A 17,339-nucleotide genomic window follows, 5' to 3' on the forward strand; every position below is an offset into this window, starting at 1 on the left:
TTAATCAGTTAAAGGCGCTGCGCTTGCGACGCGCCGCAACCTAGCGAGTCACCCCATGAGCGTTCAAGAGTCCATCCGCCAGACCGTCACCGAAAACCCGGTTGTCCTTTTCATGAAAGGCACACCGACTTTTCCACAGTGCGGCTTCTCGTCCGCCGCTGTGCAGATGCTGAAAAACTGCGGCGCCAATTTTGTTGCCGTTAACGTACTGGAAGACCCGGAAGTCCGTCAGGGCATCAAAGAGTTCTCCAACTGGCCAACCATTCCGCAGCTGTATATCAAGGGCGAATTCGTCGGCGGTTCGGACATCATGAAAGAACTGTTCAGCTCCGGCGAACTGCAGCAATTGCTGCAAGACTGATTGATTGCCAGTAACGCACGCCTAAACGCCAGCTGACCACTGGCGTTTTTTGTTTGAGTGCCATTGGGCCAGTACCATCGCAGCGTTGCTCTTCAGCATTATATGATCTGGAACCCGGTCCTTTCTCTTGTACAAGGCCTCCCAAGCATGCTGGTGCTCCCTTCCTCTTATCACCGCGTTGCTGTTGTTCTGGCTCCCCGCCTGGGCGACTCCTTGCTACTGATGGTGGTGGCGCAGAATTTGCGGCTTGCCGGCAAGGAGGTGGTGGTATTTGGCAACTATCCGCGGTTACTGGCGCCATGGTTTCCCGACTTCGATTTACGCCCGGCACTGGAAGAAGCAACAGCAACACAAAGCCTGCAAGAATTTGAACTGGTGCTGCACATGCATGTGGGCTGGCCGCTGGAGCTGCGCAAGCATCACGCCCGCGTGGTCTATTACGATGAAATCATGGCCGTCACGGGCCGCGGCATCGTCAAGCTGGATCAGATTGCCTTGTTCTGCAAACGGCATCTAGGCTTGGGCGATGCCAGCACCGACAACGGGCTGCGTGATATCGAGCGCGTGCAGTATCGCCGCTATGCCAATCGCGTGGTGATTCACCCATCTTCGACATCAGAGCTACGTCGTTGGGCGCCAGAGCGTTTTATGGAACTCGGGCTCGCCCTCAAACAGAAGGGATTTGAGCCCGTATTTATTGTCGGCCCGGAAGAGTACGACAAGTGGGCGTGGATCAAGCCTTATGGCCTTGAAGTCCCCGAGTTCCCCTCGCTGGCTGCCATCGCCAGCTTCATTCACGCCTCGGGCTGGCTGATTGGCAATGAATCTGGCATTGGACATCTGGCATCCAATCTGGGCATCCCTACTTTGTGGATTGCCGGTCGCGGCAAACGTGCCCGGATGTGGCGGCCGGCGTGGTCGCCTGCGCGGGTGATTTATCCCTGGTTTCTACCCACCGCAACTTTACGTGACCGCTTCTGGCGCGAAGTGATTCCGGTCAGCCGGGTTATGGCCGCGTTTGCAAAGTTAAGAAAAACAGCACAAAAACAACTAAGGCCGCCATTACCGGCAATACCCCCGGTAGCTACCATCACATCAGACAGGACGGTTCCATACGAGTCTTGAGTGCAGGAGCAGGTCAGCACTCGCACTACTCGGAAGTGCCACGCTCCGCTAACAAAAAGCCCCACAATTGCGGGGCTTTTTGTATTGGGGTAATTCATACCGTTTCATTCGCATCAGGTGCGCCAGCCAATTAGTGATGGTAGTAGCCGCCACCATGCCAACCACCCCAGCCATGGTAATAACCATAGTTGATGGACACAGCAGGCCAGATCACCGGGGCGCCGTAGTAAACCGGCGCGGCCTGATACACCACAGCAGGTTGCTGTACGACCACGGTTTGCGGCTGATCAACATAGGTAGTCGTGGCAGTGGTGGTAGCCGGTTGCTGCGGCGCGCTGCCGCCATCCACGTTTACCTGAATCGGCACCTCGCGACCTGGATCGTAGGCCATGCGAGTGGTGTAGCGCTGACCGGCGTACTCGTAAGTCACGTCATAGCCAACGGTATGTTGTTGCTGGGTCTGCGTGGTAGAACAACGGCGCACGGTTTGTGTGCTCACACCGCTGTTTTGATTCGCCAGGTTGTCACCAGCCAGTGCGCCGACGACGGCACCGGCAGCTGTCGCCGCCACGTTGCCATTACCGTGCCCTACCGTGTTACCCAGCAAACCACCAAAAATCCCCCCGAGGATGGCACCGCCATAGGTGCGTGGTTGTTGCACCTGGACTTGCTCATCCCAGCATGACTGCTGCGGCACTGAAACTTGCTGCACCACCGGCGTGGTATTGATAACGCGGCCGTACTCTGCGGCCTGCGCTGCACCGGCGATTCCGGCAAGGGTCATTAGCAGAACGATTCTTTTCATTTTATCCACTCGCTTGCAGCACACTGGCTGCGCTTTGCACCCCGATTGGGGACATCACACTTTATCTATTCTCGCGCTTTTGCATCTGGCGTACCAGGATGCGCTTCACAGTAAACACTTTTACGTTCAGTAACTTGGATGGCCAGGATGCCATCTGGTTCGGCGTTTTTCGCATTCTTTACAATCTGTCACCGGACCAGCCATTTCCAGCCTGTTCGCGCGACCAGCGGTTATGATGCAAATACCCATCGAACGTATCCGCGAGGTTTGCATGTCCTACTCTTTGGCCAATCAATTGGTCGTCGCCATCTCCTCGCGCGCCCTGTTTGATTTCGAAGAAGAAAACACCCTCTTCGAAACGGGGGATGCCTCAGCCTATAAATCATTACAACTGCGAAAACTGGATGAACCCGCAACGCCGGGCGTGGCCTTCGCCCTGGTGCAAAAGTTGCTCGCTTTCAACGAGGGCAGCGCCCACCGCGTTGAGGTAGTCATTCTTTCGCGCAATGACCCGGTGAGCGGTTTGCGCACTTTTCGCTCGGCCCAGCATCACGGTCTGACGCTCGAGCGCGGTGTATTCACGCAAGGCCGTGCCCCCTTCAAATATCTGAATGCGCTCAACGCCAATCTGTTTCTGTCCGTAAACGAAGCCGACGTACGCGAAGCGCTGGCCGCCGGTTTTCCCGCGGCTCGGGTTTATCCGCAATCGGTGCATGCTGCCGGATTGCATCCGCATGAAATCCGCATTGCATTTGATGGCGATGCCGTGCTGTTTTCCGATGAAGCCGAACGCATTTATCAACGCGATGGCCTGCCGGCATTCCACCAGCATGAGCACGAGCACGTCACCCGCCCGTTACCGGCCGGCCCGTTCAAGCCACTGCTCGAAGCCCTGCACCGATTACAACGTGCGGCATCACCAATCCGTTTACGCACAGCGCTGGTCACTGCACGCAGCGCCCCGGCGCATGAACGGGCGATCCGTACCCTTATGGATTGGCAAATTGAAGTGGATGAAGCGATGTTTCTGGGTGGACTGGAAAAAGGCCCGTTCTTGCGCGAATTTGAGCCCGACTTCTTCTTCGATGATCAAACCGGCCATTGCCTGTCTGGCGCCTTAGCCGGACCAACCGGCCAGGTGATCGCCGGGGTCGCCAACGAAGTCGAATCCTGATCCGGCTTACGCAATCGCACTTGATTGGATCGTTTTTCATCCACTCATTCAACAAAAGCATCAAAACAGTGCGTTTACATAAATTGTGATCACCGTATTGCGCCAATTTGGTTCGAATAACGCACCAGCAGCAAATCACAAAACACCTATTCCTTTAAATTTCAGATAGATATGGCTTTGGCACAGGGATTGCTTTTGGTGCACCTCCACTAAAAAAGAGGCGCCCGAGCAAGTGGCGCACTGCTGCAATTCCTGGAGCTTTAAGTGAATCAACTACCTGCAAGTGATGACGTCCTGTTCATCCTGATCGGCGCCATCATGATTCTGGCCATGCATGCCGGGTTTGCTTTTCTGGAACTTGGTACCGTGCGCCAGAAAAATCAGGTCAACGCGCTGGTTAAAATCCTGACCGACTTCGCGGTTTCAGCCATTGCCTATTTTTTCATTGGCTATGGCGTGGCGTATGGCGTGCACTTCATGTTGCCGGTGCATGATCTCAATACCAACCACGGCTATGGTCTGGTGCGGTTTTTCTTCCTGCTGACCTTTGCTGCGGCGATTCCGGCGATCATCTCTGGCGGCATTGCCGAACGCGCGCGATTCCATCCACAGTCTGCCGCCACCTTCTTGCTGGTCGGCTTCGTCTATCCATTTTTTGAAGGAATGATGTGGAACGGCAATTACGGCGTGCAGAAGTGGTTGCAATACCATTTTGGTGCGCAGTTTCATGACTTTGCCGGTTCGGTGGTGGTTCACGCCGTAGGCGGCTGGATTGCCCTGCCCGCAGTGTTGCTGCTTGGTGCGCGCAAAGGGCGTTATCGCAAAGACGGCGGCGTCAGCGCGCATCCACCTTCATCCATTCCTTTCCTGGCGCTGGGTGCGTGGATTCTTATTGTCGGCTGGTTCGGCTTTAACGTAATGAGCGCGCAGCGCGTTGCCGGTATCTCTGGCCTGGTCGCCATGAACTCGCTGATGGCGATGGTGGGCGGCACGCTGGCCGCCATGTTCTGTGGCAAGAACGACCCTGGCTTTATCCACAACGGCCCACTGGCTGGTCTGGTCGCCGTGTGCGCGGGTAGCGACGTCATGCACCCGCTGGGCAGCCTGATCACCGGCGCCATCGCGGGCGGGATGTTTGTTTACCTGTTCACCATTACCCAGAACCGCTGGAAGATTGACGACGTACTGGGCGTGTGGCCATTGCACGGCTTGTGCGGCACCTGGGGCGGGATCGCAGCCGGCATCTTTGGCCAGACCTGGCTAGGCGGCGCAGGCGGGGTGAGTTTTGTCAGCCAGATCATCGGCACGCTGCTGGGTATTGTGGTCGCCTTTGCGGGCGGCTGGCTGGTCTACGGCGCGCTCAAGAAAACCGTGGGGCTGCGCTTGAGTGACGAAGAGGAATACAACGGCGCGGACTTGTCGATTCACCGCATCAGCGCCACGCCCGAGCGCGAGAGCCACTGGTAGAACTGATATTGAAGAATTAAAACTGGCATCCACATCACAATAAGCCAATGTTTTTAAACGATTCAATAAAGCAGGAAAATTGCACCAAGTCTGGCGTGGCTGCGACTGGTTTCGCGGACACCGGCCTACGCCATGCCAACCCATTGTAGCGCGCTGGGCATTGTGATCTGTCCATAGCCTTGTGGGCAGATCAGGCAGGAGCCTGCAAGCAGGCCCAGTTAAACATCTTCGTTGTTGATCTTTCTGAGCGAAAATCCGGTCGCCTGCGGCTCGATGACCAAAGTATCACCTTCAGACCAACCCAACTCTGCGAGCAGGGTGTCTGGCAATTCCAGTATCCGGTCTCCACTGCCGTCGCGGCAGTCCTGTAGCGGGAGTGTCCAGATTCTCCGATCATCAGAAGTCATATCTTGCGTCCCATGGCAGAAGTCCCCTCAAGGATAGCATCGGGATTTACCGTGGGATGCCCTTCTGACGGTTCTGCCGGCCATCCAGTACGGCCTATGCGCCTGCAAGCAACGGCCAACGATGCAGCAGCGAGATAATCGGCCTGTTGCGCAAACTCGACGTTCGAACGTTTTGGCTAAAGTGCCGTGCAGCTGTCGCTTCTGGCCTGCTGCAGATACTCACACTGGACGTCGCCAACGTTGGGTGTGGCCTGAATAGAAGTCTGCCACGGCAGATGATCTGGAATCGAATCAAGGTGCTGAAGGCCAATGAGGCCATTGGCAGCCCCTAAACCGGAACGCGCGCAAGTTGGGGATGAGTATAAATGCGCTTGCTCGGAGGATGGATCAACAACCCGGCGCTATGCGCTCACGGTGCGTATTCCAGCGGTGTGGGTCTTTCTTTCCGGTGGTTCTGTACCATGCCTCATGCCCCTGACTTCAGCTCGTACCGTCTCGCCCCTCGATAAGCGCACGCTGGCGAGCGAAGCACGCCATCACTTGCTGCACATCCCGTTCCGGCAGGCCCACCGACCGATACACATCCGCAGACTCGGCAAGAACATCGCTTATTTTCTGCAGAGCACGGTCGGCTGCTTTGGGCGCTACACCGAACTCGCGCGCAATCGACATGGCATCTTCAAGGCTTGCGTTGTTGCTTTCCTTGACCCTGATCCCCTGATAGCCCAGGTTCGTTAGTTGGGGCACCACATCGAACACCGGCGAAAGGCGATAACGATTGGCCCCGTCATGCAGGTAGCCATGGTTTTTGATGTGATCATCCGTGTTGTCTACGAACAGGTTGAAGAGCAAGCGAATAAACAACTCTTCCAGATCCAGCCGCATTGCACCGGAAACCCCGTGCTCACGCAACGACTGGGCCAGTTTGACGTACGAGCCCTCATTGCCTTGATACGCGCAATTGGTCATGGCTGCGCCGGACAAATAATGGATGCGATGACCGGAGGTTACCGAGCCTGGGCGGTCAAAGCGCCGTAGCAGCAAAACACTGCGATGCCCGATTTTGCGGAGCCTGAATTCGGGAACCCGGATACCACACTGTGCTGCCAGGGTGAGCGTCCCAGCTTCCAGCAATTGCACATCCATGGTGTCGGCCGGCGCGGCAAACTTGGCCAGCCAAAGCTCATCCGCATCGACGAGGCTCGCTTTCGGCCGCGCGCCACCCAAGCTCGCACCGGGATTCAACATGCGGCGCGTTGTTATGGGCACCTCAATGCCTTGGGCAATCTGGTCTGCGGCGATCTGCAGCTCCTCCAGTGTGGCCATTTCTATCGCATGGTCGGCCGCTGATGGTTGCTGTGCCTCTTGCAGGGCCTTGTCCTTGCCCCAGAACACGAGCCCGCCTACCCTTTCGCGGTTGGTTTCCATCAGGACTTCTACGGGTGACAGCTTGCGGCCGAAGCACGCGGTCAGCACCAGGTCTCCCCACGCGTCAGGCAGCGCATCCTGGATAGTCAGCGGAATCGGGCCGCCATCACGCCAGCGGGTGGGCCCAATCTCAAAAGGTGCCTGTGATTTGGGTAGCCATGCCGGGTTCAGGGCAATCGTGAAGCGGTTGGCCAGGTATTGCAGACCGTATGACAAGTCGCCGGCCGGCATGGCTCCCGCCCCATAGCGAACCACGGCAGCGGGTGTGGGTACGGATTCATCTGGCTGGAACAGGCTGAGATAAAAACGATGGTCAGAAGTCACGCTCGTCATCCCTTACCGGCTTAAGCCCGGCATTCGACTGCTTGCGGGATTTGCGCACCAACGTCGCATCAACGGGGGCCAGGCGGGCGAGGCTGTCCAGTTCACCAAGGTGGTACAACGCATTGACAAGCGTACCAACGGACACCCCTGATGCACCCAGCTCAAGAGAACGAAGCGTGTTCTCACTGATCAACATACGGCCGGCCAGATCCGGAATCGTCAGACCTTTTTCTTTGCGCAGGAAGCGCAGACGGGCGCCGAGCTCGGCCAGCGCCTCATTGCCTTGCGCAGGCGTGCGCAGATCAATTTTTATTTTCATGGCAACACCTCAAAATTCTGAACTTTATTTACTGATTAAAGCAAAATTTTGCGGTTTTTTCTATAACCCGCCAATAAACCAGAACAATATGCAAAATTTTGGAGTTAATACCTTTAAAACACCAATATTTTGATGTTATCGATCTTGAAACCGTCTCTGTTTTCACCAAATGTGTTTCTCAGAAACGAGACCAATTTGCCTGCTTTCAGACGTTTACACGGCCTACAGACCGGCGTCAGTTTGCCGGACTTAATCCCCCGATGCCTGGTTTAATTCCGCATTTTTAGAACCAGCGCCGATTCATCGACTAAATACGAAAACGCCGCTCCCATCGAGCGGCGTTTTTCATTTGTGCACCACCAGCTTCAATCCGGCAATGGCAACGCCAGCGTCTCTTTGACTTCTTCCATCACCACATAACTGCGCGATTCGGCGGCGCTGGGCAAACGCAGCAGAATGTCGCCCAGCAAGCGCCGGTAGTGGGTCATATCCGGCAGCCGCGCTTTGATCAGGTAATCAAAGTCGCCCGAGATCAGATGGCATTCCAGCACTTCCGGGATGGTGGCCACCGAGCGGCGAAAGTCATCAAACACCTCGCCCGACTTGCGCCCCAGCTTGAGCTCTACAAACACCAGCAGCGGCGCTTCCAGCAATTGCGGGTTCAAGCGGGCGTGATAACCGGTGATGACGTTGGTTTCTTCCAGCCGTTTTACCCGCTCGGCGCAGGGCGTGGCGGTCAGGCCGACCTTCTCGGCCAACTCGGTAATTGGCAGCCGGGCATTGGCCTGCAGCAAGCGCAAAATCTTGTAATCGATGCGATCCAGCGTGCGTCCGGATTGATAACGAGTGCGCATTGCAATGTAGTCTCTGTTTTTGACCTAACAAATGGAGAGTATCACTAGTTAACGCTTCATATACTCGGCTTATTCTCCAACTATATGACATACAACAGTGTGTCCCCGGGTCGAGCGATGAAAGCAATTGTGATCGGTGCAGGTGTCGTGGGCGTCACCACCGCGTACTACCTCAGGGCAGCCGGTGTCGATGTCACCGTGCTGGATCGACTCGAAGCGCCAGCGGATGAAACCAGCTTCGGCAACGCCGGGCAGGTGTCGCCTGGCTACGCCGCGCCGTGGGCCGCGCCGGGCATTCCGTGGAAAGCCATGAAATGGCTGATGTCGGAACACGCCCCGCTGCGTATCCGCCCGGATGGCACGTTCTTTCAGCTGGCATGGATGGCCCGCATGGTCGCCAACTGTACCGAGGCCGCCTATGCCCGCAACAAGAGCCGCATGGTGCCGCTGGCCGAATATAGCCGCGATTGCCTGCGTGATCTGCGCAAAGACCTCAATCTGCATTACGAAGAGCGCTCGCTGGGCACATTGCAGATTTTCCGTAACGACAAACAACTGGCGGCCGGGCGCCGTGACTCCGGCTTGCTGGATCAAATGAACGTCGCCAATCAGGTGCTCGATCAAGATGGTTTGCTCCAAGCCGAACCCGCCCTGAAAGCCGTGGCTCACAAGCTGACCGGCGCGCTACTGCTGCCCAACGACGAAACCGGTGACTGCAAACTGTTCACCGAACGTCTGGCGGCGATTTGCGTCGAGATGGGCGTGCATTTCCGTTTTGGCGTGACCGTGCAGTCGCTGGTGGCCGAAGGCAAACGCATTAGCGCGGTCGAACTGGATAGTGGCGAAACGCTAAACGCTGACTCGGTGGTGCTGGCCGCTGGCTGTGCTTCACGTGCGCTGGCTTTGCCACTGGGGCTGGATTTGCCGGTTTACCCGGTCAAGGGCTACTCGATTACCGTGCCGCTCACCAACCCGGAAGGCGCGCCGCGCTCCACCGTGCTGGATGAAACCTACAAGATCGCGCTGACCCGCTTTGATAATCGCCTGCGCGTGGGCGGCATGGCCGAGGTGGCCGGGTTCGACAAACGCATTGATCCAGTGCGCGTCGATACGCTCAATATGGTCACCAACGATCTGTTCCCACATGCGGGTGATTTGTCTAAAGCCAGCAAGTGGACCGGCCTGCGCCCGATGACGCCCGATGGCACGCCGATTGTGGGCAGCACGCCATATGACAACCTGTTCACCAACACCGGCCACGGCACGCTGGGGTGGACGATGTCTTGCGGCAGCGCGCGGGTGATTGCCGATACCGTGCTTGGTCGCCGCCCGGAAATCGATGCCCGCGAGTTGTCGATGGCACGTTATGCCAAAGGCAATGCCCGTATTCACGAAGGCAGCAAAACGTCCGGTCAGATAAAATGGGCGGATTGATCTACATCAACCGCCATTCATTCTGACCAAAGTGCCTGCCATGAGTTATCTACGCCAGTTCCCCGCAACGCGTATGCGCCGCATGCGTCGTGATGATTTCTCCCGCCGTCTGATGCGCGAAAATGTGCTGATGCCGAGCGACCTGATCCTGCCGGTGTTTGTGCATGAAGGGGTCAACAAAGAAGAAATCGTCGCCTCGATGCCTGGCGTAAAGCGTCAATCCATCGATCTGCTGCTCAAAACAGCAGCCGAAGCGGTGGAGTTGGGCGTACCGGCGCTGGCGTTGTTCCCGTCGATTGATCATTCGCTCAAAACACTGGGCGCGGAAGAAGCGTGGAATCCGGATGGCCTGGTGCCACGCACGATCCGCGCACTGAAAGAAGCCTTTCCGCAACTGGGCGTGATTACCGATGTGGCACTGGACCCGTACACCATCCACGGCCAGGACGGCATCATCAACGAAGACGGTTATGTGCTGAACGAGGAAACCGTCGTCGCCCTGATCAAACAAACGCTGTGTCACGCCAATGCCGGTGCTGACATGATCGCCCCCAGCGACATGATGGATGGCCGCATTGGTTCCATCCGCCAGGCGCTGGACGAAGCTGGCCATGAAATGACGCGCATTCTGGCGTATTCGGCCAAATATGCCTCCGCCTTCTACGGCCCGTTCCGCGACGCGGTGGGTTCTTCGGCCACGCTGGGCAAAGGCAACAAAGCGCAATACCAGATGGACCCGGCCAATTCGGACGAAGCGCTACACGAAGTCGCCATGGACCTGACCGAAGGCGCGGACATGGTCATGATCAAACCGGGCATGCCGTATCTGGATATCGTGCGCCGCGTAAAAGACGAATTCGGTGTGCCGACCTTTGTTTACCAGGTGTCCGGGGAATACGCCATGCTGCAGGCGGCCATTCGCAACGGCTGGCTGGATGAAAAGAAAGTGGTGCTTGAATCCCTGCTGGCGTTCAAACGCGCCGGGGCCGATGGCATTCTGACCTACTTTGCGCTGGATGCTGCCCGCTGGATCAAGGGCCAGTTCTAAGCTGATTTGACGGTTTTACCTCGCAAAGCCCGCAGGCCAAATGCGGGCTTTGCCGTTTGTGCCACCGGAACATTCCGGCACAAAGCCGGTCTGCGTCGGTTACATTATAAAAATCCCCTTCGTAATCCCCTTCCTCAGGACTCAATGAGTAGCAGCTTTTTGCTGGTTCTACTGGCCATCGTGCTGGTGTTGTTAAACGGTTTTTTTGTGGCCGCCGAATTCGGTCTGGTCAAGCTGCGCCAGACGCAGGTCAAAGCCATGGCGCGTGCCTATGGCTGGCGCGGGCGCATTCTGGCGAAAACCCACGCCAATCTGGACGCGTATTTGTCCGCCTGCCAATTGGGTATCACGTTAGCCTCGCTGGGTTTGGGCTGGGTGGGCGAGCCCGCTTTTGCCCATTTGATCGAGCCGATACTGGGCTGGATTGGGGTGACCAGCCCGGAGTTGGTCAGCGGCGTGTCGTTTGCCGTCGCGTTTTTCACCATTTCGTTTTTGCATATTGTGGTGGGTGAACTTGCCCCCAAATCCATGGCGATCCGCAAGTCCACCACTATTGGGCTGTGGACGGCTCCGGCGCTGTATCTGTTTTACTGGGGCATGTATCCGGCGATCTGGCTGTTAAATGCCAGCGCGGCGTGGGTGCTCAAGCTGGTTGGGCTCGGCGCGGAACATGGCCACGAGAGCGATTACTCGGCGGACGAAATCAAGCTGATCATGCGCACCAGCAAACCCGAAGCCGGGTTCTCGCGCAAGGAATGGCGCACGCTGGCGCAGTCGCTGGATTTCCCGACACTGGACGTGGCGGACCTGATGCACCCGTTCACCGACGCGGTGATTCTGGATGCACGTCAGCCGATGGACGAGAACCTGGATCGCATCGCCCGTAACCGTTTCAGCCGTTATCCGTATCTGGATGAAAATGGCCGGATCAAGGGCGTGGTCCACGTGAAGGATATTTTTCTGGCGCATCGCTTTAGCAGGCTGGAATCCACGCTCGATTCACTGGTACGCCCGGCTGAAGTAGTGTTGCCGACGATTCCCGCCCGTACCTTGCTGGAGCGTATGCGCCAAGGGGCATCGCACTTTGCCATCGTGGCGTGGAATGATGAGGAACCCGTCGGCTTTGTCACCATGGACAATCTGTTGAGCGCCATGGTCGGTGAGATTCGCGATGAGTTCCGTCAAAGTCAGGATGACTGGACATTGATGGACGACGGTTCAATGATCGGCAAAGGCACGCTCACCGTGGTGACACTGGAGCGCGCGCTGGGCATAGATATCGATATCGACGGGGCGGATACCGTGGGCGGGCTGGTGCAACTGAAAACCGGTCGCGTGCCGGAAGAAGGCGAGCGCATCGAATTTGACCACTTCAGTGTGGTAATCAAGAAAATGCGCGGGCCGCGAATATTGCTGGTGCGGGTGTTCCCGAAAAAGACCACACAAGATCAGGACCACGTGCGATTTTAGCCAGTTACCGTTGGAGTCCCGTAGCCCGGATGGAGCGTGCCCCTCGGGGGTACCCCCATCAAGCGTTCGGATATCACGTATAGCGGTTGCTGTGGGGAAGCGAGAATCCGGGCCGGCAACGTATGAGTGGGCGACCGACATTTGATTTTGCCAATATCGCAACCCCGGATTCCCGCTGGCGCTTCATCCGGGCTACTAGTTCGCCGCGCTGTGGCTAAGTTGCACTCACCAGCGTCTCGCGCTGGGTCAGTTGCGGGAACCAGCGCATCCACAAACCCACCACCACCAGCGTGCCGATCCCGCCCAGTACAACGGCGGGAACCGGCCCGAGCAAGGCGGCGGTTACGCCGGACTCAAACTCGCCCAACTGGTTGGATGCGCCGATAAAGATCGAACTGACTGCGCTCACCCGACCACGCATGGCGTCCGGGGTTTCCAATTGCACTAGCGATGAACGAACCACCACGCTAATCATGTCCGAGGCGCCCAGAAATGCCAGTGCGACCAGCGACACAAAGAAGTTGCTGGATAAACCAAACACAATGGTCGCCAGGCCAAACACACCCACCGCACCAAACATGATTTTGCCGACGCGTTGTTTGAGCGGGTAATGGGCGAGATAGATCGACATGCTCAATGCGCCCACTGCCGGGGCCGAGCGCAGCACACCCATGCCCCACGGGCCAGTGTGCAAGATGTCGCGGGCATAGATGGGCAGCAGCGCGGTCGCGCCGCCCAGCAGCACGGCAAACAGATCGAGCGAGATCGCGCCCAGGATGACTTTTTTCTCGCGGATATAACGGATACCGGCGAAGAGAAATTCCAGCGATGCCGGAGGTTGAGTACGCTGAACCTGGCGTAACAGCGGCAACGTGCCTATGGCCAGCGCGGCGATCAACCAGCACACCGCGCTCACGGTGTACACGGCGTCCGGCCCCACGGCGTAGATGAAACCGCCCAGCGCCGGGCCGGAGATGATGGCCATCTGCATTACGCCGGAGTTCAACGCCAGCGCACGCGGCAGGTCTTTTTCAGTCACCAGGTTGGGCACCAGTGCCTGCAAGCTGGGCGATTCAAACGCCCGGCCTGCGCCAATGCAGAACGCGCCCATATACAGCGCCAGCGGCGTAAGCAGATGGTAGAAACTGCCCACGGCCAGCGCTATGGCGGCAGTACCTTCCACGATCTGGCAAATGGTCACGATGCGGCGACGGTCATAGCGATCCGCCACATGCCCGACCACCAGCGTCAACAGCAATTGCGGCAGAAACTGGGCAATGCCGATAAAACCGAGGTTGAGTGCGCTGTGGGTGAGGTCGTACATCTGCCAGCCTACGGCGACGGCCAGCATCTGGTAGGCGAGAAACGAGCCAAGGCGGCTCACCAGAAAATGACGATAAGGCTTGAGCGCCAGTAAAGAAGAATCCATGCGGTTTTCCACTGAGGAAAAAACAGGAACGGATGCGTGGGCATCCGTTCCTTTTATTACTGCCTGAGATGTTCCTCAGGTACCGACATCAAGGTGCCGGGTTAGGCTGCTTGACGTGTACTGCTTCGATTTCCGCGAGGATTTCGGCGCCCAGCTTGACGTTGATGCTCTCGATGTTCTCTTTGAGCTGCGCGATGGTGGTGGCGCCAATCAGGTTGCTGGTCACAAACGGACGGCTGTTTACGAATGCCAGTGCCAGTTGCGCCGGGCTGATGCCGTGTTTACGGGCGATCTGCACATAACCATTGATGGCAACTTCCACTTCTGGCTTGGTGTAGCGGGTGAAACGTTCGTACAGCGTGATGCGGCCATCGGCTGGACGCGCACCGTTCAGATACTTGCCGGACAGTGCGCCAAAGGCCATCGGCGAATAAGCCAGCAGACCGACATGCTCACGGTGGCTGAACTCGGACAGACCAATTTCAAAGGTGCGGTTCACCAGGCTGTACGGATTCTGGATCGACACAATCTTCGCCACGCCGTGTTTTTCGGCGGCGGCCAGAAACTGCGCCACGCCCCACGGGGTTTCGTTCGATACACCAACGTGACGAATCTTGCCGGATTTGACCAGTTCAGCCAGCGCCAGCACGGATTCTTCAATCGCTACGGTTTCTTCACCGTCCACCCACGGGTACGCCAGGCGGCCGAAAGTGTTGGTGCTGCGATCTGGCCAGTGCAGTTGGTACAGATCGATGTAATCGGTCTGCAGACGCTTGAGGCTGCCATCTACCGCTTCAAACAAGCTGGCGCGGTTATGGTTGGTCTGGCCGTTACGGATGTGGTTGGGTTGATGCGGCTGGCGCACCGGGCCTGCCGCTTTGGTGGCAATCACCACCTCGCTGCGGCGACCGGTTTTAGCCAGCCAGGTACCAATGTATTGCTCGGTACGACCCTGGGTTTCTGGCTTGGGTGGCACCGGATACATTTCGGCCACATCCAGAAAATTAACGCCTTGGGTCAGGGCGTAATCAATCTGCTCGTGGGCTTGGGCTTCGGTGTTCTGTTCGCCCCAGGTCATGGTGCCCAGACCAATCAGGCTGACTTCGAGATCGGTGAGGCCGAGTTTGCGGTATTCCATTGTGGCTCCTTGTTATCCGGGAGCGCCGTAGCGCCCTCGCCCAGCGAACCGTAGCGCTTGAATTGCTTATGCACTCAATGCGCGTCATGCCGGCAAGGTGCGGCATGCATTGGTTTTGCTGGCTGAAGAAATTGATTGCTGCGGTGACTGTCGGCTTTTCCAGGTCGGCCCGCAATGCGTTGCCCGATGTCTGGAACCAGCGTCGTTTGTGTTCCCCAAGCATGGGTAACGGTGCAGCGCCGGTAAACGTTGACCCGACCGGTCGTATATTACCGTTAGCCCGCGCGATTTACTTGCTGAGTTTACGCAAAAGCTGGCGCAGCAGCTTGATACCCACCGGCCATTCGCCATGGCCGGAATCGACGTTGATATGCCCGACGCCAGACAACGGCACCAGATCGCTGCCCCAGCTGCTGGCCAATGCGGTAGCGCGATCCAGCGAGCAAGTCGGATCATTATCGCTGGCGACCATCAGACTGGGAAAAGGCAACGCTCTGGCCGGCAGTGGCAAAAAGCCCTGAAAGCTGTCAGGCGCTTCGTCGCGAGTGACATCAGCCGGAGCCACCAGCAAGGCGCCGACAATCTGCTCCACCTGGCGCGACAAGGCGGACCAGTGGCCTACCGTCACGCAACCGAGGCTATGCGCCACCAGCACCGTTTTACCCTGCGCTTTGTGCAGCGTGCGCTCCAGCCCGGCCACCCATTCGGCGGCACGCGGGTTTTCCCAATCGTGTTGTTCCACCCGGATCAATTCCGGATATTGTTCGCACCAGCGCGTTTGCCAGTGTTCGTCACCCGATCCGCGCCAGCCCGGCGCAATCACTATGCTGTTGCCGCTTTCCAGCCAGCGCTCAATTGGATCAACCACCATGCTTATCCCCTTCCCAGCGGGCGTGGTTCGCCCAGATAGAATCCTTGCAACAGATCAGCCCCGGCATCGATGGCAATGGCGTGCTGAGCTTTTGTTTCAATTCCTTCCACCACCACAGTGGCTTCCAGCTCGTGCAGCAACTCCACCAACCTGGGCAGTGCCCGCTGCAGACGCGGCGATGTCGCAGCCTGGGCGATCAAGGCTTTATCCAGCTTGACCACATCGGGCTCCAGCTGCCACAAGCGGTCCAGATTGGCGTGACGACTGCCAAAGTCATCAATGGCAATGCGGTAGCCCACGCTGCGATAGTTGTTCACGGCCTCGCGTACCCGGCTCAATTCGCCCGGCGCGATTTCATCCTCGACGATTTCCAGCACGATCTGCTCCGGTTGCCAGTTCAAGGTCTGCAGCACGCGCTCAAACACCACGCCGTGGCGCTCGACTCCGGTCAGCAATTGCGGATGCACGTTCAGATACAAGCCCGTCAGGCCGGTCTGGAAAGTGGCGTAGTTGTACAAATGCAGCGTGCGCGCCAGCCGGTCAAACGAGATCAGGCGGCCATGTGCCGCCGCCGCCTGAAATGCGGCTTGTGGCGACATCGGCTTGCTGCGGGCCGATGCGCGCAATAGCGCCTCGTGCCCCTGCACGTTCCCTTTCGCATCAAAAATCGGCTGGAATACGCTGTTCAAGGCCAAGCCCAGCGCCCGCACGCCAATGCCGCGAGCACCGTCGACATTGAACTCGGCCTCAGGCCAGTCCTGGCGAACGAAATCGGGCAAAGGCATGGCTAATGCGCCAGGCAAGGAGGTAAAGCCGGTCATGGATATCTCATTGGTTCTACAACAACGGCAAATAGCGGCCACAAATCGGCGGCGAAAAAAAGCCAGGCCCACAGGACCTGGCTGGCAGACCGTTGGCGTGCAGTGCGGGCGGTCTTACTTGTTGGGTTGCGGGGTCAGGCGCAGATAAGGACGTACGGCACGGTACCCTTTGGGAAAGCGCTGTTTGATTTCGGCTTCGTCTTGCAGCGAAGGCACGATCACGACTTCATCACCGTCTTGCCAATTGGCTGGCGTGGCTACTTTGTAGTTGTCGGTGAGTTGCAGTGAATCGATCACCCGCAAAATTTCATTGAAGTTACGACCGGTCGAGGCCGGGTAGGTCAGCGTCAGCCGGATCTTTTTGCTTGGATCAATAATGAACACCGTGCGCACCGTGGCATTGGCCAGCGAGTTCGGGTGGATCATGTCATACAGCGAGGCCACTTTTTTGTCGGCATCGGCAATGATCGGAAAGTTGACCCGGGTGTTTTGAGTTTCGTTGATGTCATCGATCCACTTGTGATGCGATTCGAGCGGATCAACGCTCACGGCCAACGGTTTGACGTTACGCTTTTTGAATTCGTCCGCCAGCTTGGCGGTGTAACCCAGTTCGGTGGTGCACACGGGCGTGAAGTCTGCCGGGTGCGAAAACAGCACAATCCACTTGTCGCCAGCCCACTCATGAAAATGAATCGGGCCTTCGGACGAGTCTTGCGAGAAATCGGGGGCGACATCGCCCAGACGCAGAGTCATTGCGGTACTCCTTCAATTTCATTGATTTTCAGTGCTGGCATGCACCATCAGCACCGCCCTCGCGGATGCCCCGATCTTGCGATCACGGCATCCGCTACCTGCTTATAGTCT

The 17,339-nt window shown here is 57.5% G+C and carries 17 protein-coding genes; 7 read left to right on the forward strand and 10 right to left on the reverse strand.

Features of this window, described 5'->3' with window-relative positions:
* Positions 1–55 precede the first annotated feature (55 nt).
* Together grxD and P4L78_RS18620 are read left to right on the forward strand one after the other, a co-directional pair.
* Positions 56–361 carry a Grx4 family monothiol glutaredoxin gene (gene grxD, locus P4L78_RS18615; protein WP_309329793.1) on the forward strand — a complete coding sequence of 102 codons (306 nt, stop codon included), beginning with the start codon at positions 56–58 and terminating at the stop codon, positions 359–361.
* A 147-nt stretch (positions 362–508) separates the two neighbouring features.
* Positions 509–1,486, forward strand: a complete 978-nt coding sequence (locus P4L78_RS18620) for a glycosyltransferase family 9 protein (protein WP_309329795.1) — start codon at positions 509–511, stop codon at positions 1,484–1,486.
* A 130-nt stretch (positions 1,487–1,616) separates the two neighbouring features.
* Here P4L78_RS18620 and P4L78_RS18625 read toward each other — a convergent pair whose 3' ends face one another.
* A complete protein-coding gene (locus tag P4L78_RS18625) occupies positions 1,617–2,291 on the reverse strand; it encodes a glycine zipper 2TM domain-containing protein (RefSeq protein WP_309329797.1) in 675 nt (224 codons plus the stop codon).
* A gap of 271 nt (positions 2,292–2,562) precedes the next feature.
* Here P4L78_RS18625 and P4L78_RS18630 point away from each other — a divergent pair, with 271 nt between their 5' ends.
* Both P4L78_RS18630 and P4L78_RS18635 read left to right on the forward strand, forming a co-directional pair.
* A complete protein-coding gene (locus P4L78_RS18630) occupies positions 2,563–3,465 on the forward strand; it encodes a 5'-nucleotidase (protein WP_309329799.1) in 903 nt (300 codons plus the stop codon).
* Between the two features lie 264 nt (positions 3,466–3,729).
* A complete protein-coding gene (locus P4L78_RS18635) occupies positions 3,730–4,932 on the forward strand; it encodes an ammonium transporter (RefSeq protein ID WP_283151060.1) in 1,203 nt (400 codons plus the stop codon).
* Positions 4,933–5,150: 218 nt separating this feature from the next.
* On the opposite strand, the gene P4L78_RS18640 is transcribed toward P4L78_RS18635, so the two are convergent.
* From P4L78_RS18640 to P4L78_RS18655, 4 genes are all read right to left on the reverse strand, one after another.
* Entirely contained in the window at positions 5,151–5,339 is a 189-nt protein-coding gene (locus P4L78_RS18640) for a hypothetical protein (protein ID WP_309329801.1), read from the reverse strand.
* 480 nt (positions 5,340–5,819) lie between these two features.
* Positions 5,820–6,998 (reverse strand): HipA domain-containing protein, encoded by a 1,179-nt coding sequence (locus P4L78_RS18645; protein WP_309329804.1) that lies wholly within the window; start codon positions 6,996–6,998, stop codon positions 5,820–5,822.
* An 82-nt stretch (positions 6,999–7,080) separates the two neighbouring features.
* Positions 7,081–7,410 carry a helix-turn-helix domain-containing protein gene (locus P4L78_RS18650; protein ID WP_309329806.1) on the reverse strand — a complete coding sequence of 110 codons (330 nt, stop codon included), beginning with the start codon at positions 7,408–7,410 and terminating at the stop codon, positions 7,081–7,083.
* Positions 7,411–7,775: 365 nt separating this feature from the next.
* Positions 7,776–8,264 carry an Lrp/AsnC ligand binding domain-containing protein gene (locus P4L78_RS18655; protein ID WP_283151064.1) on the reverse strand — a complete coding sequence of 163 codons (489 nt, stop codon included), beginning with the start codon at positions 8,262–8,264 and terminating at the stop codon, positions 7,776–7,778.
* A 117-nt stretch (positions 8,265–8,381) separates the two neighbouring features.
* On the opposite strand from P4L78_RS18655, the gene P4L78_RS18660 reads away from it, so the two are divergent.
* The 3 genes from P4L78_RS18660 to P4L78_RS18670 all read left to right on the forward strand — a co-directional run bounded on the left by P4L78_RS18660 (position 8,382) and on the right by P4L78_RS18670 (position 12,216).
* On the forward strand, positions 8,382–9,698 hold the full coding sequence (locus P4L78_RS18660) for a D-amino acid dehydrogenase (RefSeq protein WP_309329809.1): 1,317 nt from the start codon (positions 8,382–8,384) through the stop codon (positions 9,696–9,698).
* Positions 9,699–9,738: 40 nt separating this feature from the next.
* Positions 9,739–10,746 (forward strand): porphobilinogen synthase, encoded by a 1,008-nt coding sequence (gene hemB / locus P4L78_RS18665; protein ID WP_283151066.1) that lies wholly within the window; start codon positions 9,739–9,741, stop codon positions 10,744–10,746.
* Positions 10,747–10,890: 144 nt separating this feature from the next.
* Positions 10,891–12,216, forward strand: coding sequence for a hemolysin family protein (locus P4L78_RS18670; protein ID WP_309329812.1), 1,326 nt, complete (start codon positions 10,891–10,893; stop codon positions 12,214–12,216).
* Between the two features lie 214 nt (positions 12,217–12,430).
* On the opposite strand, the gene P4L78_RS18675 is transcribed toward P4L78_RS18670, so the two are convergent.
* The 5 genes from P4L78_RS18675 to P4L78_RS18695 all read right to left on the reverse strand — a co-directional run bounded on the left by P4L78_RS18675 (position 12,431) and on the right by P4L78_RS18695 (position 17,228).
* A complete protein-coding gene (locus tag P4L78_RS18675; protein ID WP_309329814.1) occupies positions 12,431–13,645 on the reverse strand; it encodes an MFS transporter in 1,215 nt (404 codons plus the stop codon).
* A gap of 88 nt (positions 13,646–13,733) precedes the next feature.
* The gene (locus P4L78_RS18680) at positions 13,734–14,783 is read right to left on the reverse strand and encodes an NADP(H)-dependent aldo-keto reductase (RefSeq protein ID WP_309329816.1); all 1,050 of its coding nucleotides are present in this window, start codon (positions 14,781–14,783) and stop codon (positions 13,734–13,736) included.
* 289 nt (positions 14,784–15,072) lie between these two features.
* Positions 15,073–15,654, reverse strand: coding sequence for an alpha/beta hydrolase (locus P4L78_RS18685; RefSeq protein WP_283151070.1), 582 nt, complete (start codon positions 15,652–15,654; stop codon positions 15,073–15,075).
* Positions 15,655–15,656: 2 nt separating this feature from the next.
* Entirely contained in the window at positions 15,657–16,475 is an 819-nt protein-coding gene (locus tag P4L78_RS18690) for an EAL domain-containing protein (RefSeq protein ID WP_309329818.1), read from the reverse strand.
* A gap of 114 nt (positions 16,476–16,589) precedes the next feature.
* Positions 16,590–17,228 (reverse strand): peroxiredoxin, encoded by a 639-nt coding sequence (locus tag P4L78_RS18695; RefSeq protein WP_283151072.1) that lies wholly within the window; start codon positions 17,226–17,228, stop codon positions 16,590–16,592.
* Positions 17,229–17,339: the final 111 nt, after the last annotated feature.

Origin of the sequence: Silvimonas sp. (assembly GCF_031291215.1) — a bacterium.
Lineage (GTDB): Bacteria > Pseudomonadota > Gammaproteobacteria > Burkholderiales > Chitinibacteraceae > Silvimonas > Silvimonas soli.

Excerpts from the sequence above, each read along its gene's own strand:
- P4L78_RS18640 (WP_309329801.1), bottom strand. The coding sequence starts at position 5,339 with ATGACTTCTGATGATCGGAGAATCTGGACACTCCCGCTACAGGACTGC.
- P4L78_RS18645 (WP_309329804.1), bottom strand. The coding sequence starts at position 6,998 with ATGCCGGCCGGCGACTTGTCATACGGTCTGCAATACCTGGCCAACCGC.
- P4L78_RS18695 (WP_283151072.1), bottom strand. The coding sequence starts at position 17,228 with ATGACTCTGCGTCTGGGCGATGTCGCCCCCGATTTCTCGCAAGACTCG.
- P4L78_RS18620 (WP_309329795.1), top strand. The coding sequence starts at position 509 with ATGCTGGTGCTCCCTTCCTCTTATCACCGCGTTGCTGTTGTTCTGGCT.
- P4L78_RS18625 (WP_309329797.1), bottom strand. The coding sequence starts at position 2,291 with ATGAAAAGAATCGTTCTGCTAATGACCCTTGCCGGAATCGCCGGTGCA.
- P4L78_RS18655 (WP_283151064.1), bottom strand. The coding sequence starts at position 8,264 with ATGCGCACTCGTTATCAATCCGGACGCACGCTGGATCGCATCGATTAC.
- P4L78_RS18685 (WP_283151070.1), bottom strand. The coding sequence starts at position 15,654 with ATGGTGGTTGATCCAATTGAGCGCTGGCTGGAAAGCGGCAACAGCATA.
- grxD (WP_309329793.1), top strand. The coding sequence starts at position 56 with ATGAGCGTTCAAGAGTCCATCCGCCAGACCGTCACCGAAAACCCGGTT.
- hemB (WP_283151066.1), top strand. The coding sequence starts at position 9,739 with ATGAGTTATCTACGCCAGTTCCCCGCAACGCGTATGCGCCGCATGCGT.
- P4L78_RS18675 (WP_309329814.1), bottom strand. The coding sequence starts at position 13,645 with ATGGATTCTTCTTTACTGGCGCTCAAGCCTTATCGTCATTTTCTGGTG.
- P4L78_RS18670 (WP_309329812.1), top strand. The coding sequence starts at position 10,891 with ATGAGTAGCAGCTTTTTGCTGGTTCTACTGGCCATCGTGCTGGTGTTG.
- P4L78_RS18650 (WP_309329806.1), bottom strand. The coding sequence starts at position 7,410 with ATGAAAATAAAAATTGATCTGCGCACGCCTGCGCAAGGCAATGAGGCG.
- P4L78_RS18690 (WP_309329818.1), bottom strand. The coding sequence starts at position 16,475 with ATGACCGGCTTTACCTCCTTGCCTGGCGCATTAGCCATGCCTTTGCCC.
- P4L78_RS18680 (WP_309329816.1), bottom strand. The coding sequence starts at position 14,783 with ATGGAATACCGCAAACTCGGCCTCACCGATCTCGAAGTCAGCCTGATT.
- P4L78_RS18630 (WP_309329799.1), top strand. The coding sequence starts at position 2,563 with ATGTCCTACTCTTTGGCCAATCAATTGGTCGTCGCCATCTCCTCGCGC.
- P4L78_RS18660 (WP_309329809.1), top strand. The coding sequence starts at position 8,382 with ATGAAAGCAATTGTGATCGGTGCAGGTGTCGTGGGCGTCACCACCGCG.